Origin of the sequence: Asaia lannensis NBRC 102526 (assembly GCF_024054035.1) — a bacterium.
Classification (GTDB): Bacteria; Pseudomonadota; Alphaproteobacteria; order Acetobacterales; family Acetobacteraceae; genus Asaia; species Asaia lannensis.
Map to the genome: position 1 here is coordinate 60,464 of NZ_JAMXQU010000004.1, position 13,134 is coordinate 73,597.

Annotated in this window: 12 protein-coding genes; 7 read left to right on the forward strand and 5 right to left on the reverse strand. The window is 59.4% G+C overall.

All coding sequences use genetic code 11. The features are described from left to right. Positions 1–171: 171 nt before the first annotated feature. A complete protein-coding gene (locus tag NF685_RS07060; RefSeq protein WP_252849121.1) occupies positions 172–723 on the forward strand; it encodes a hypothetical protein in 552 nt (183 codons plus the stop codon). Between the two features lie 194 nt (positions 724–917). Further along, positions 918–2,372: a cardiolipin synthase gene (gene cls / locus NF685_RS07065; protein ID WP_252849122.1), complete on the forward strand. Its 1,455-nt coding sequence runs from the start codon at positions 918–920 to the stop codon at positions 2,370–2,372. A 62-nt stretch (positions 2,373–2,434) separates the two neighbouring features. Here the strand turns inward: cls and NF685_RS07070 are convergent, their stop codons facing one another. The 4 genes from NF685_RS07070 to NF685_RS07085 all read right to left on the reverse strand — a co-directional run bounded on the left by NF685_RS07070 (position 2,435) and on the right by NF685_RS07085 (position 6,477). After that, on the reverse strand, positions 2,435–3,244 hold the full coding sequence (locus NF685_RS07070; protein ID WP_252849123.1) for an aminotransferase class IV: 810 nt from the start codon (positions 3,242–3,244) through the stop codon (positions 2,435–2,437). After that, a complete protein-coding gene (locus NF685_RS07075; RefSeq protein ID WP_373317791.1) occupies positions 3,241–4,518 on the reverse strand; it encodes an anthranilate synthase component I family protein in 1,278 nt (425 codons plus the stop codon). The genes NF685_RS07070 and NF685_RS07075 overlap by 4 nt, the downstream gene beginning before the upstream one ends. A gap of 185 nt (positions 4,519–4,703) precedes the next feature. Further along, positions 4,704–5,657 carry a metallophosphoesterase family protein gene (locus NF685_RS07080; RefSeq protein WP_252849124.1) on the reverse strand — a complete coding sequence of 318 codons (954 nt, stop codon included), beginning with the start codon at positions 5,655–5,657 and terminating at the stop codon, positions 4,704–4,706. Positions 5,658–5,856: 199 nt separating this feature from the next. After that, positions 5,857–6,477, reverse strand: a complete 621-nt coding sequence (locus tag NF685_RS07085) for a TetR/AcrR family transcriptional regulator (RefSeq protein WP_252849125.1) — start codon at positions 6,475–6,477, stop codon at positions 5,857–5,859. A 50-nt stretch (positions 6,478–6,527) separates the two neighbouring features. On the opposite strand from NF685_RS07085, the gene NF685_RS07090 reads away from it, so the two are divergent. Then, the gene (locus tag NF685_RS07090; protein WP_252849126.1) at positions 6,528–8,054 is read left to right on the forward strand and encodes an FAD-dependent monooxygenase; all 1,527 of its coding nucleotides are present in this window, start codon (positions 6,528–6,530) and stop codon (positions 8,052–8,054) included. Positions 8,055–8,132: 78 nt separating this feature from the next. Further along, a complete protein-coding gene (locus NF685_RS07095) occupies positions 8,133–9,929 on the forward strand; it encodes a DUF885 domain-containing protein (RefSeq protein WP_252849127.1) in 1,797 nt (598 codons plus the stop codon). Positions 9,930–10,048: 119 nt separating this feature from the next. Here NF685_RS07095 and NF685_RS07100 read toward each other — a convergent pair whose 3' ends face one another. Continuing rightward, the gene (locus NF685_RS07100) at positions 10,049–10,795 is read right to left on the reverse strand and encodes a glucose 1-dehydrogenase (protein ID WP_222546755.1); all 747 of its coding nucleotides are present in this window, start codon (positions 10,793–10,795) and stop codon (positions 10,049–10,051) included. On the opposite strand from NF685_RS07100, the gene NF685_RS07105 reads away from it, so the two are divergent. The 3 genes from NF685_RS07105 to NF685_RS07115 all read left to right on the forward strand — a co-directional run bounded on the left by NF685_RS07105 (position 10,794) and on the right by NF685_RS07115 (position 13,086). Then, on the forward strand, positions 10,794–10,940 hold the full coding sequence (locus tag NF685_RS07105) for a hypothetical protein (RefSeq protein ID WP_252849128.1): 147 nt from the start codon (positions 10,794–10,796) through the stop codon (positions 10,938–10,940). The two genes, NF685_RS07100 and NF685_RS07105, sit on opposite strands and share 2 nt — an antisense overlap. Positions 10,941–10,947: 7 nt before the next feature. Further along, on the forward strand, positions 10,948–11,586 hold the full coding sequence (locus NF685_RS07110; protein WP_252849129.1) for a TetR/AcrR family transcriptional regulator: 639 nt from the start codon (positions 10,948–10,950) through the stop codon (positions 11,584–11,586). Positions 11,587–11,808: 222 nt separating this feature from the next. Next, positions 11,809–13,086, forward strand: coding sequence for an autotransporter strand-loop-strand O-heptosyltransferase (locus NF685_RS07115; RefSeq protein ID WP_252849130.1), 1,278 nt, complete (start codon positions 11,809–11,811; stop codon positions 13,084–13,086). The last annotated feature ends 48 nt before the right edge of the window (positions 13,087–13,134 follow it).

Genomic DNA, 13,134 nt, shown 5'->3' on the forward strand with positions numbered 1-13,134 from the left:
AAAAAAGTGGCATGAGACGGGTTCCTTCGGCCACGCGGAGATGTGCACGGCAACACTGTCCAATGAGATGGTCAGAATGAGCGCGGTTCATTAGGATCGGGTTAAGGCAACCGTTGCAGGGCTGTAGCGTCTGAACAGCAAGCCCGGTCGAACAAGAAGGAGGCGAAGGTCTTGACCCCACGTTTACTTGCGGCTCTTGCAGCCTCCGTTCCGCTTTGTGCGCTAAGCCTTCCCGCTTACGCTCTTCCGGGAAACAGTACCCCGATCACGCCGCAGAATTCTGCGGCGTCGGCCACATCGCCGCAGGGGAAGAGCACTGGCGGGGCTGCCCAGCCTGTTGAGGATTCCGCGATCAGCTTCACCCTTCAGGAAGTCGGGGGCGGTCTTGGCTATGAGTGGGGCAAGGGTGTTCTGCACCATAATGGCAGGGACTATGCTTTCGAGATCGGTGGGGGCGGCATCGCCTCGATCGGCTATATTTCGGTCAAGGGCACCGGTGTGGTGAAAGACCTGACGCGCCTCGACCAGTTCGACGGCACTTACTGGACCGTCAAGGCAGATGCCGCAGTCGGTTCAGGCGTGGGAGCGGCGGTGCTTGAGAACCAGTACGGCGTGAAGCTCGATCTGCGGATGTCGATCAAGGGCGCGCATGTGGGGGCCTCGGTCATGCGCCTGCGCTTCAGGCTTCTGCCGGACAAGACTGAAAAGCTCGCAGCGCAGTAAAGGCGCATCAGCCCGCTGATTCTACCTGCGGGTAACCCGTCCAAGGATGCCCTCGCCCCTGTCTTGAGAGATGCACCACTCGATCGAGAGCGCAGCGATCTGTGTTTTTCGGGTGGATCGAAATTATATCGACCCTGCGTCTGTGTTCTGGCCTCCATGCTCTGTCAACGCTGCACTAATCTGGAATATCTTCGATGGAAATGACCGGCTGGCGTCTATCCGGTGCCGTACTGACCTTCAGCGTTCAGCTGGTCTTCATCGGGCGGGCTTTGCTGCGGCCCCATCGTCAGCCCGCCTCGCGCGTGGCCTGGGTTGCCATTATCGCGGCGCTGCCCGTTCTGGGAACGCTGGCCTATCTTGCCCTGGGCGAGACGAATATGGGCAGCCGGCTTGTCAGCCGTATCAATGAGGCGCGCAGGATCCTGCGTATCCCGGGTAAAACCGGCGAGGATCTGGTCGATGCAGAGCAGAAATATCATCTTCCTCCCCGTCTTGCGCCCCTGTTCAGGGTTGGACAATCGGCCAGTGGCTATCCGCCCGAAGGGGGAAACAAAGCGCAGCTGATGAAGGATTCGAACGCTGCCATCGAGGCGATCGCGCGCGATATCGATGCAGCGCAGGACCATGTGCATATCTGTTTCTACATCTGGCTGACCGATCATAACGGCACCATGATCATCGACGCTCTTTGCCGTGCAGCCGAACGGGGCGTGACGTGTCGTGTCATGGCAGACGATCTCGGATCGCGGCGTCTGATCCATAACGCAGCATGGGGGTGCATGAAGGCTGCTGGCGTGCATCTGGTGCGTGCCATGCCGATGGGCAATATCGTCACATGGCCGCTGCACGGTCGCATGGACATGCGTAACCATCGCAAGATTGTGGTGATCGATAACCGTCTGACCTATTGCGGCAGCCAGAACTGCGCCGACCCGGAATTCCGGGTCAAGGCACGCTTTGCGCCCTGGGTCGATCTCATGGCCCGTTTCGAGGGGCCTGTGGTTCTGCAGAACCAGCACCTTTTTGCCACGGACTGGATGGCACATACCGATGAGGATCTCGGTCCGCTTCTGGCTTCCGCTCCCGTAATCGAGGGCGAAGGCTTCGTGGCGCAGGTGATCGGGACGAGTGCCGCACTACGTTATGCGGCAATGCCCGAAGTCTTCACGTCGCTGATGAATGCGTCGGCGCGCGAACTGACGATCACGACCCCCTATTATGTGCCTGACGAGCCGATACAGGCAGCTCTGTGTGCCGCGGCACGGCGCGGCGTCAAGGTCACCATGACCGTACCGACGCGCAACGATTCATGGATCGTTGCAGGGGCCAGCCGCAGCTATTACCGCGAACTTCTCGAGGCAGGCGTTCGTCTGTTCGAATATCCGCTCGGCCTGCTTCATACCAAGGCACTGACGCTCGATGGACGTATGACCATGATTGGCTCGGCCAATCTGGACAGACGCAGTTTCGACCTCAATTTTGAAAACAACATCCTGCTCGCGGATGAGGAATTTACCCGTGCGATCAGGGAGCGGCAGCAGAGTTATCTCGACGCAGCTGTTGAGGTCACGCTTGAAGAGGTGCGCGCCTGGCCGTGGTACAGGCAGCTCTGGAACAATACATTGGCCATGATCGGTCCCGTTCTCTGAGGGGATAGCACATGAAAAGGCTTGTCCTCCTTCGTGCCTGTTTCAGGCGAGCCTGAATGTCTTTAATCGGGTGCGCAGAACAGCAGCCCCTCGATACGAGCCTGACATTGCGCATCCTGGGGCAGGGGGTGTGCGCCGATCCGGCTTATCGCTCGGACTGACAGGCTGTTGATGAGCCAGGCTGCCTGCGCATTGCGAAGATCGTCCGGCGTCAGACGACGCTCGATGCCCCACCCGCTTTCGAGCAAAGCCGCGCGCGCCGTTCCTGCCAGAGCGCCGTCATCGAGCGGAGGGGTCAGCAGGGTTTCACCATCCGATACGATCAGGGTCGCGGCGCTGGCTTCGGCGATATGACAGCCATCGGCAGACATCAGTAGAGCATCGTCATATCCTGCCTTGTCCGCCTCCATACGGGCGAGAATCTGGGGCAGGTAGTTGAGGTGCTTGATGCGGCTGAGCGGCGAGGCCCCGTCGCGACGGTACCGACTAAAGTGCAGGCGGCAAGGTCCGGATGGTGCAGGTAAAGCCGCTTGGGTAATCAGCAGGGTCGTTTCCGGCATGGCGGGGGGAAGAAGCCCCCGTGGTCCGACGCCGCGTGTGAGCGTCAGGCGCAGAGCGGCCTGCATGGCCCCATTGGCCGAACTGACCTCATGAAGGGCGTGACGAAGCAGGTCGGTATCAGGGAGCGGAATTTGCAGCAGCGATGCCCCTTCTGCCAGACGGCGCAGATGGGCCTCTAGACGCAGAATTCTGCCTTTTTCCAGCCTCATAGTCTCGAACAGGCCATCGCCCAGCAGAAAGCCGCGATCTGTCGGGTCGATCCGGACCGATCCCGCTTCGACCAGAGAGGCATTGTGCCAGACGAAGTTCATGGCTGAAATACCCTGCGTAATGCCTCCGCCTTGAGGCAAAGTTCTTCATATTCGCGCTCGGGGTCCGACAAAGTGGTGATGCCGCATCCTGCACCAAGCGTAAGCGCACCCGATTTCAGGACGAGGCTGCGTATGATCACGCTGCTATCCAGTGCGCCATCCGCCCCGATGCGGAACAGCGTACCGCAATAGGCCCCGCGTGCCGAACGTTCGATGCGGTCGATCACCTTGAGCGCCTGATGTTTGGGTGCGCCAGTGACAGAGCCGGGGGGAAGCGTCGCACGCAGCAGATCCAGCGCTGACAGATGATGCGCGAGCCGCCCTGTCACGGACGAGACGAGGTGATGAACATGGGCGAAGCGCTCGACCTCGCACAGAACGGGCACCGTAACCGAGCCAGTTTGTGCCACGCGGCCGATATCGTTGCGCATCAGATCGGTGATCATCAGGTTTTCGGCATATTCCTTGTCGTCGCACGCCAGAGCCGCAGCGATGGCAGTATTTTCCTCCGGGCTTTGCCCGAGGGGCGCTGTTCCCTTGATAGGACGTGTTTCGATAAGCCCGTCAGCATCCATTTCGAGAAAACGCTCGACCGAGGCGCTGAGCAGGGCGAAACCGGGCAGGGTGAACAGCGCACCGAACGGGGCTGGGGAGTGGCGTCGCAGGCTGCGATATATCGCCGCAGCTTCAAGGGTCGGATCGACAGAAGCCCGAAACTGTGTGGTCAGATTGGCCTGGAACAGTTCCCCTGCATCGATCCGTGCAACCACTTCACGCACGCTTGCGCAATACGCTTCACGATCCAGATCGGGTGCGAAATCGAGCGAAGGCATGGGAGTGGAGGCCGCCGAACAGCGGGGCAACTCGACCGGCATGGGCGCATCGCAAAAACTTGCCCAGTAAAGCTTCTTGTTCGGGCGATCGAAAGCAAAGGCCCCGTCGTAAAGCGCTGCATTCAGACCGGGGATAGAGGGGCTATGGCGTGAAATGATGTTCTCGAGCGCCAGACCGGCCTCGTAGCTCGCCAGACCGATTAGCCCTCCCGCAAAGGGGACAGATCCTGTCGCGGTCCGGTCCGGTCGAAGGGCTTCAAGGCCCGCCCATCCATCAGGATGGTCGGAAACAAGCGTATGACGCGGCGCACAACAGAAATAGGACCAGCGCGACCGGGCGTTGACCGGTCCGCCGCTATCGAGCAGGACGGACCACGGCTCGTTGCCGTAACGGGCGATAAAGGCATCCGGTGAACGCCAGGGAAGTTCCTGAACCAGCATCAGCCGTCCTGTACAGGCGTGCGCGCGCGATCTGGAGCGCAGCGTATGGCCGAAGGCGAGACAGGAAGGAAAGATGGCATTTCCCGGCCTTACCGTGGCACAGGGAGCGCGTCCAGTCAGGATATCGCCCCTGTTCCCGACTTGTCGGATACGGTTCTGCTACGGCCTGTTTACCATGTGTCGGTTCAGGTGTTTTTAGGATCGACCGATCTGAATCCGTAGGTGACATAATCCGGAACGACCCGGCCCTGCTCGACCCGGACGGTCAGGTAGCCTTCGGGCGTACCCAGACGTGTGCCATGCCACCAGTTGCCCGAGACAGCCCCGCCCGTGATATAGGGCACACCATGCCATGTGACCGTTTCGAGCACATGGGTATGGCCCTGAAAAACACCGATCACATTGTAATGGTCGAAAAGCTCCAGAACCTGCCAGGCGTTCTTGACGCGTGTGCCCTGGTGAGCGGGCGCCTTGCCCGGCGGGGGAGCGTAATCCTCGACCGCAGTGACGAGCGGAATATGGGTGGAAACGATCACGGGCATGCCGACGGGCATCGCAGCCAGATCACGTGACAGCCAGGCGATCTGTTCCGGGTCGACATAACCCTCATAGGAGCGGTCCGGTGTGATGCCGATCGAGTCCAGCACGACGAAATGCACGCCCTTATGGGTGAAGGAGTAATAGGGCGCGCCGAAATTATCGGTGTAGTATTTCTTGCCATAGAGCGGATCGCTCGGCGCGATGCCGCTTTTGGTATACACCCCCATGACATCGTGATTGCCCATCGTGTTATGGACATCGTGACCCAGTGTATCGGCCGTCTGCTTGTACAGGTCCATCAGGGTAAGCGCGCGTGATTTCGGCACACCCAGAGCATCGAAAACATGATCGCCACCCTGGATCGTGAAATCGGCGTTTGCCGCACGCGCCTGCCTGAAACAGTCGAGACATCCTTTGGACGCGTTCAGCTCCGGCTGGATATGGGTGTCGGTGAGGAAGATAAAGGTAAAGGCGTCATGGGTCAGCATGGCGGGGCGTTGCGGCGCCAGCGCAAGGGCGCGATCCGAAAAGCCGATGGTCCCGGCAGCGAGGCCGGTCAGGGCGGCGGAGCGTAAAAATCTGCGTCTGGGTATGAGCATGGGAACACTCTCGTTCTGGCGTTGGATCGACCGTCATGCGGCCAATGACAATCACGCAGGGATAATCGCTCCGCCCTGTGTGTTGGGTGAAGTTTCGGTGAAAGACACAGCACGGAAAAGGATCATGACCCGGCCATTCGCGGCGTTGCGCAAAAAGAAATTCGGGGCTGACGCGCGATATGGTTCAAGCCAGGCAGCTCTAACGCAGGATATAGAGCGCGGCTGCCGTGCTGGTATCGACCAGAGACAGGAATAATAACTGTGCGCTCTTGCTGTTTTTGTCGCGCGCAAAGGCTTTCAGCGCCTCGCTATAGGCCGTTGCCCATCCGGCAACGATCAGCGATGCGGCCAGTGCCGGGGCAGGATCGGTGGGCGCGCGGTCGAGAGCGTCGATCAGGCCGAGACGTATGTCTTCCGCCATCTCGTCCCGAAAGGCGCGTGCCCGGGATTTGAGTGTCTCGCTTGCGGCCAGTGTCCGGGCGAATTCCAGCGTTTGCGACGAAAAACGCAGAAAAGGAGCCTCTTCGGCAATGAGACGATGAGCCAGCTGGCGCAGGGCTTCGAGCGGATGAGGCGAGGTATAGCCTGCAAGGGTCTCGCGCAGCATCTGGCGTAACGCAGGCTCGCGATCGAAAAACAGATCTTCCTTGCGTGCAAAATGATTGAACACCGTCATGCGCCCGACATCTGCCGCTTCGGCAACGGCATCGATCGTGACCGCATCGAAGCCTTTCTCGGCAAAGAGTGCCGTCGCGATATTGGAAATACGCTGTCTGGTGGCAAGGCGTCTGCGGCTGTGACGATCATCGGGTGTTGACATGACCTGACACTAACAGAAAACTATACCGGGTACAATTATGGATTCGGTCTATGACATATGTTGATGTGGCGATTATCGGCGCGGGGCCCGTGGGCATGTTGCTTGCCATCGAGCTTTCCCTGACCGGCACATCCTGTCTCCTGCTGGAAGCAGATCGGGAACCTGAAGATGTTCAGAAAGCCCTGTCTGTCGGCCCTCTGGGGGCAGAGGCCCTGATGAGACGCGGGTTCGGTGCTGAACTCGACGCCATGGAGGCGCGAACCATCGCCATGACGCGTTCATCGGCATCAAGCGCCGGGGGCGGATGGGCAAGGCCGCTGACAGGGGTAAAACGTTTTTCCGGTCATTTTGCCGGTATTCCCCTGCCTGCGCAGGAGGTCGACGATCTGCGTCCCACAAGGTTCATCGATCAGCGTTTTCTTCAGCAGATGCTCCTTGCCGACATCGTACGCAGAGACATTCCATTCTGGCGTGGCTGCCGCGTGACGGGGATAGAGCACCGGCAGGATGGCGTGATGCTCGACCTGTTCCATGAGCCGGATCAAAGCGACACGCGGTGCCGTAAACTCTCATGCCGTTATGTCGTGGGATGCGATGGTGGACGCAGCTTTCTGCGCAAACGGGGAGGTTTTGCCTTTCCCGGTACGCCGCCCAGTCTGGGATTTTATCAGGTTTTTGCGACATTCGAGCACGCACAAGACGTGCCGCAATCCGGCTGGCAGATGCAGCCCGGTGGTGTGCTGGCCTACGGGCCCATACCGGATCGCCTGTTTCTGGTAGATTTTTCGGGACCACCGGCTGAGGCACAGGCTGTTCCCGACCGGACGCAGGTCGAGCAGGCGCTCGCACGCGTATGCGGCCGCCCGATTGTCCTGAAAGACTATCACGGGGGACGATGTTGGACCGATCATACGCGCCTCGTGGACACCTACCGCAAGGGCAATCTGTTTCTTGCAGGCGATGCCGCACATATCCATGCGCCTTTCGGCGGGCAGGGGCTGGGGCTCGGCCTGTGCGATGCGGCCAATCTGGGGTGGAAACTCGGTGCTGTCCTGTCCGGGCGGGCGCCTCAGACGCTTCTGGATAGCTATACGGCTGAGCGGCGGCCCGTAGCTGAAGCTGTGCTGGCCAATACACAGGCGCAGATGGCCCTCATGCGGCCTGATACGCAGTCGCGTGCACTGCGGCGCCTGATGGTGGATATGCTCACTGAATCCTCTGCCGGGGCCCGGCTTAGCGCAGAGATGAAGGGATTTGCGATACGCTACGATCTCGAAGGAAAGCGCTGCGACGATACGCAAACAGGTGCGCTGGTGGCAGACCGGATCCTTGCCGATGGGCACCGTCTTTATTCTCTGATGCAGGACGGTGCGGCGGTACTTCTCCATCCTGCGGGAGAAGCGCCTCCTCCTGTCTCAATGCCCGAGCGAGTGATCGCTGCGGGATGGACCGAGAATTCTCTGGCCTTGATCCGGCCCGATGGCTGCCTGGCATGGCAGGGCGAGAGATATGACCGTGCAGGGTGCCAGCAGGCTCTGACACAATGGTTTGGTATGGGGGCGGCCCCTGTGTCCTGAGAGGCTCGACGGGACGAAGATTGACGCCGTCCTGCATTCAGGTCGTTATGCACCCGGACCGTTTTGGCAGGAGGCAGGATGCGCAGGCAGATCAGCAACAGAAGAGCGACGTGCGGTGCAAGGGCGCTCGTTTTCGGCATTGCACTTGGTATCGCGACGCTTGCGCCGACCTGCGCTGCACATGCCGATGATATCGGAGCAATTGTCAGGGATTACGATCGCTTCACCGCGACGCTCGATCCCGTCTCTGCCGCGGCACGAGGAGATCACGATGCTGCCGAATGCTGGCCGGATGTCAGCCCTTCGGGCGAGGCTGACGAACTGAATCGGAGACGCGCATTCAAAAAGCGCCTCGACCGGATCGATCTCAGCACCCTGACGGGTGAGGATCGTCTCAACGCACAGCTGATGATCTGGGAGAACGATCTGGCAATAGAAGGGCAGAAATTCGACCCGTCACGCATGCCTTTTACCAGCGATGAGGGTTTTTATCAGGAGGTCGGATACGCCGCCGATAATACGCCCTTGCAGAGCGAGGCCGATGCAAAACGCTGGTTGATACGCATGAGCCGTATTCCGGCCTATGATGCCCAGCAGATTGCCAATATGAGGCGCGGTATTGCGACCGGTTTTGTGCAGCCGCGTCTGATTGCGGAAATTGCCGCCCGCACCGTTCAGGCGCAGGCCGATCTGCCCGAGCGTGAAAACGCTGCCCTGCGTCCTTTCGACACGCTGCCAGCATCCATCCCCGAGGGGACACGCAAAACGCTGCGCGCTGAGGGTGCACGCATCGTTCATGAGCAGATCAAACCGGCCGAACAGGCACTCGCGCGGTTTTTCAGCCAGGAATATCTGCCGGCGAGCCGACAGACGCTGGGCGCCTCGGCCCTGCCGGACGGACGCGCCTATTATGCCTATCTCGTGAAAAGCGAGACCACCACGACTTTGTCCCCCGACCGTATTTTTGATATCGGCCAGTCGGAAATAGCCCGTATCCATCATGAAATGCAGCTTCAGATGGATGCTGTCGGGTTCAAGGGGGATTTCAAGGCCTTCGTGGCCCATATCAAGGCCGACCCGCATTTCTATGTCACGACACGTCTGGCCCTGCTCGAAAAAGCGAGTTTTCTGGCCAAGAAAATCGATAATGAACTGCCACGGCTGATCGGCAAGCTGCCGCGTCTGACCTACGGCGTACGTGAAGTGCCGCGCGCCATCGAAGAGGGCTATACGACCGGTCGTTACGATCCAGGCAGTCCGACGCTTGGTATTTCAGGCGGATTGATGATCAACACCTCGCATCTCGATCAGAGGCCGCTTTACGAATTGCCATCTCTGGTGGCGCATGAAGGCGTGCCGGGGCACCATATCCAGATTGCGCTTGCGCAGGAAATGACCGATCTGCCCGGCTTCAGGCGTGATTACGCCACGACAGCCTTTGTCGAGGGGTGGGCGCTGTATTCCGAGCAGCTTGTCAATGAGATCGGGCTTTATCCGACCGCGTATGAGCGGTTCGGACAGCTCTCGATGGAAATGTGGCGCGCCTGTCGTCTGGTGATGGATGTCGGTATTCACTGGAAAAACTGGTCACGCGATCAGGCCCTTGCCTGCCTGCGCGATAACACGGCTCTGGCTGAGAAAAACATCCAGAACGAGACTAACCGATACATTTCATGGCCCGGTCAGGCGCTGGGGTACAAGATTGGGGAAATGACCATTCTCGATTTGCGTCATCAGGCGGAAAACGCGCTTGGCGCGCGTTTCGACGAGAGGCGCTTTCACGATCTGGTGCTGGACGAGGGGGCTATGCCTCTCGCTCTCCTGCGTCAGAGAGTGCAGGACTGGATCGCTCAGGAAAAGACACGACCTTACTGAACGATGCTGGGGTTCCGGGCCTCGCGCTGGGGCCGCCATTCACCCTGACACGAAGTTGCTCCCGGCGAGCTGAAACGCTCACCGGGAGGATCGTCCGGTCTGGAATCGGAGTCAGACGATCAACGCACGCCGCCGGACGCAAGCAGTGTTTCGCCTGTGAGCCAGCGGGCGTCGTCCGAGGCCAGAAAGACGGCAATCGGTCCGATATCCTGCACCTCACCCGTGCGACCGAGCGGGGTCTGGGCAATGATCGCCTGTTCCATCTCGGAGCCGATAACGCTTGCCGTATTGGTCCCTTCCGTCTTGATCAGGCCGGGATTGATTGAATTGACACGGATCTGGCGCGGGCCGAGCTCACGGGAAAGCGTGCCGGTAATGGCATCGATCGCCCCCTTGGTGCCGGTGTAGACGGCGGTCTGGGGCGGAGTGACACGCGTGACGACCGAGCTGATATTGATGATGCTGCTTCCTTCGCCGAGATGCGGGCTTGCTGCCTGCGTCACGAGAAGTGTGCCCAGCACATTGATATTGAACAGACGATGGAAATGCTCTTCGGTGATCTCTTCGATCCCGGCAAACTCATAAACGCCCGAATTGTTGACGACGATATCGAGGCGTCCGAATGACTTGATGGCGGTATCGATGATATGGGCGGCATCGGTTTTTTTCGACACATCGCCTTGCGTAGCGACGGCTTTGCCGCCTGCGGCGGTAATCGCCGCAACGACCTTGTCCGCACCCTCGCGGCTGGAGGCGTAATTGACCACAACCGAGGCGCCTGCCTCGGCAAGTGCTCTGGCTATCTCGGCGCCGATGCCTTTTGACGCGCCAGTGACGACAGCGACTTTACCTGCAAGTTTGCTCATGATGATCGAACCTGTTCAAAGATGCGGCCGTGCGGTGGAAACGATCGGCAGCAAAAAATTTCAGAATGACGAGGCGGGTTTAATTGTGGAGCGTTCGTTCCAACATCATGCATATGAGAAGCCTGAAGCAGGTTTCAAGGATTAATGGAGCGATGACACCAAAAAAAGATTCTCCCCCACGGCGCGGCCGTGGACGCCCACCCGGTTTCGACCGCGCGCGCGCGCTCGGACAGGCTATGACCCTGTTCTGGGATCGTGGTTATGAGGGGACGAGCTTCGACGATCTGATTGCCGTGATGGGGATCAGCGCATCGAGCTTCTACAATTCCTTCACGAGCAAGGAGGCGCTCTATATCGAGGCCGTCGAGGCCTATGCCCGAAAGGCAGGACGCTGGTTCACCGAGGCGCTCGAACGTGAGGGGACGACGCGAGACGCGTTCGGTGCCCTGCTGACAGCTGCAGCCTCGGCCTTCACCTGTCCGGATACGCCGGCAGGCTGCATGATTGCCGTCGCGGCCACGCAATGCTCACCAGCACAATCCAGGCTGCGCGACATGATGATCGCCCAGCGCCATATGGCCGAGGATCTCATGCAGGCGCGCCTGCGTCGGGGTATTGCCGAAGGCGATCTGCCTGAGACGGTCGATGTGGGCCTCATGGCTGCGTATTTCGGGGCTGTGATGACCGGTATGGGCGTCCAGGCGAGAGACGGGGCATCTTTCGAAACCCTGAATGCCATAGGAGAGCTGGCGCTTTGCGCGCTATCGGGAAAAAACCGGTTGGCTATTTGAAAATCACGGCAGGGAACTGGACAGGTGCTGCATAGTGCTCGTTATTATTTGAAAAATAAGTGAAGCGAACGTGCGTTGAAGAATATGAACGCGGACTTTAGATAGCGCGCTGAACAGAAGCATTAACTGCGTACATCATCAGGGGGTCGCATCGGGCGCTCTCTCCCGGTTATCATCCAGAAAGTGACGATGCGGCCCATGTCTACAGATAATACTGCTCCCATGACCCAGTCTCCCGCACCCCAGTCTTCGGATCAGCCTGCCGACCAGACGCCACCTGCTGCGCCCGCTCAGCCTGCTGTCATCAACCCCTATGTTCTGCCGCCAGACCTGCCGACCAACGATGCAGGGCAGGGGATCCATTTCGACTTCAACTGGGGCGCACGCGTTCTGCTGCCAAAACGTCCTGACGGGCGCTGGCGGGCAACGCTCACGGATCTCGACAATTCCACGATCATCTTTCAGGGCGAGCTGGAAGAAGGGCATCTGTCGTCCACCAAGAAATTCTTTATCCGCTTTGCAATCGATGTCGAGCGTCTGTCACCGGACGGCACCGAGACCAAGGTATTGCGTCATGAATTCGATGCGCGCGGCAAGATCGTGCTTGTTCAGCTGCCGGTCGGCACGCTTGGCGACACGATGGGCTGGTTTCCCTATGTCGCGCGCTTTGCAGAGCAGAGCGGTGCGCGGGTCATCTGCACCATGGCCAAGGTGATCATTCCCCTGTTCGCCAAGGCCTATCCCGGGATCGAGCTCACAACGAAGGAAGAATTCGAGCAGAGCCCGCTCAGATCGCAGGTTTACGCCAGCTATAATATCGGTCTGTTTTTCGAAGACGACGATACCATCCACCAGCCCTGCGATTTCCGCTATGTCGGCCTGCATCGTACGGCAGGCTATATTCTGGGTGTCGATCCGACGGAAGCGCCCCCCAGGATTGTGCTCGATGACGATACGCGGCCCATCGAGGAGCCATATGTCTGTATCGCGACACAGGCCTCGGCCCAGTGCAAATACTGGAATAATCCGGGCGGCTGGCTGGGGGTTATTACCTATCTGAAAAAGCAGGGCTACAGGGTAATCTGTATCGACCAGAAGCCGTTCAGCGGTGCTGGGATCGTCTGGAACCAGATCCCTAACGGCGCCGAAGATGAGACAGGCAACCGACCGCTGAGCGAACGGGCGCGCTGGCTCAAGCATGCCGATCTTTTCATCGGTCTCAGCTCGGGTCTGTCCTGGCTGGCCTGGGCCATGGGCACAAAAACGGTCATGATCTCGGGGTTCACGCACCCGAACAACGAGTTCTACACGCCATGGCGTATCATCACCTGGCATTCCTGCAATTCGTGCTGGAACGATCCGCGTCACAAATTCGACCATAACGATTTTCTGTGGTGCCCGAGACACGCCAATACCGATCGTCAGTTCGAATGCTCTAAACTCATCTCGACCGACGTCGTCACGAAGACCATCGCTCAGGCCCTCGATCTGCAGGTCTGAAACCTGTTGCTATCGCCGCGAGAACCATTGCGGTTCTCGCTGGCGTTT

What these genes read in the sequence shown, in the direction of transcription:
- cls (WP_252849122.1), top strand. Translation starts at nt 918, where the DNA reads ATGGAAATGACCGGCTGGCGTCTATCCGGTGCCGTACTGACCTTCAGC.
- NF685_RS07070 (WP_252849123.1), bottom strand. Translation starts at nt 3,244, where the DNA reads ATGAACTTCGTCTGGCACAATGCCTCTCTGGTCGAAGCGGGATCGGTC.
- NF685_RS07075 (WP_373317791.1), bottom strand. Translation starts at nt 4,518, where the DNA reads ATGCTGGTTCAGGAACTTCCCTGGCGTTCACCGGATGCCTTTATCGCC.
- NF685_RS07080 (WP_252849124.1), bottom strand. Translation starts at nt 5,657, where the DNA reads ATGCTCATACCCAGACGCAGATTTTTACGCTCCGCCGCCCTGACCGGC.
- NF685_RS07085 (WP_252849125.1), bottom strand. Translation starts at nt 6,477, where the DNA reads ATGTCAACACCCGATGATCGTCACAGCCGCAGACGCCTTGCCACCAGA.
- NF685_RS07090 (WP_252849126.1), top strand. Translation starts at nt 6,528, where the DNA reads ATGACATATGTTGATGTGGCGATTATCGGCGCGGGGCCCGTGGGCATG.
- NF685_RS07095 (WP_252849127.1), top strand. Translation starts at nt 8,133, where the DNA reads ATGCGCAGGCAGATCAGCAACAGAAGAGCGACGTGCGGTGCAAGGGCG.
- NF685_RS07105 (WP_252849128.1), top strand. Translation starts at nt 10,794, where the DNA reads ATGATGATCGAACCTGTTCAAAGATGCGGCCGTGCGGTGGAAACGATC.
- NF685_RS07100 (WP_222546755.1), bottom strand. Translation starts at nt 10,795, where the DNA reads ATGAGCAAACTTGCAGGTAAAGTCGCTGTCGTCACTGGCGCGTCAAAA.
- NF685_RS07110 (WP_252849129.1), top strand. Translation starts at nt 10,948, where the DNA reads ATGACACCAAAAAAAGATTCTCCCCCACGGCGCGGCCGTGGACGCCCA.
- NF685_RS07115 (WP_252849130.1), top strand. Translation starts at nt 11,809, where the DNA reads ATGACCCAGTCTCCCGCACCCCAGTCTTCGGATCAGCCTGCCGACCAG.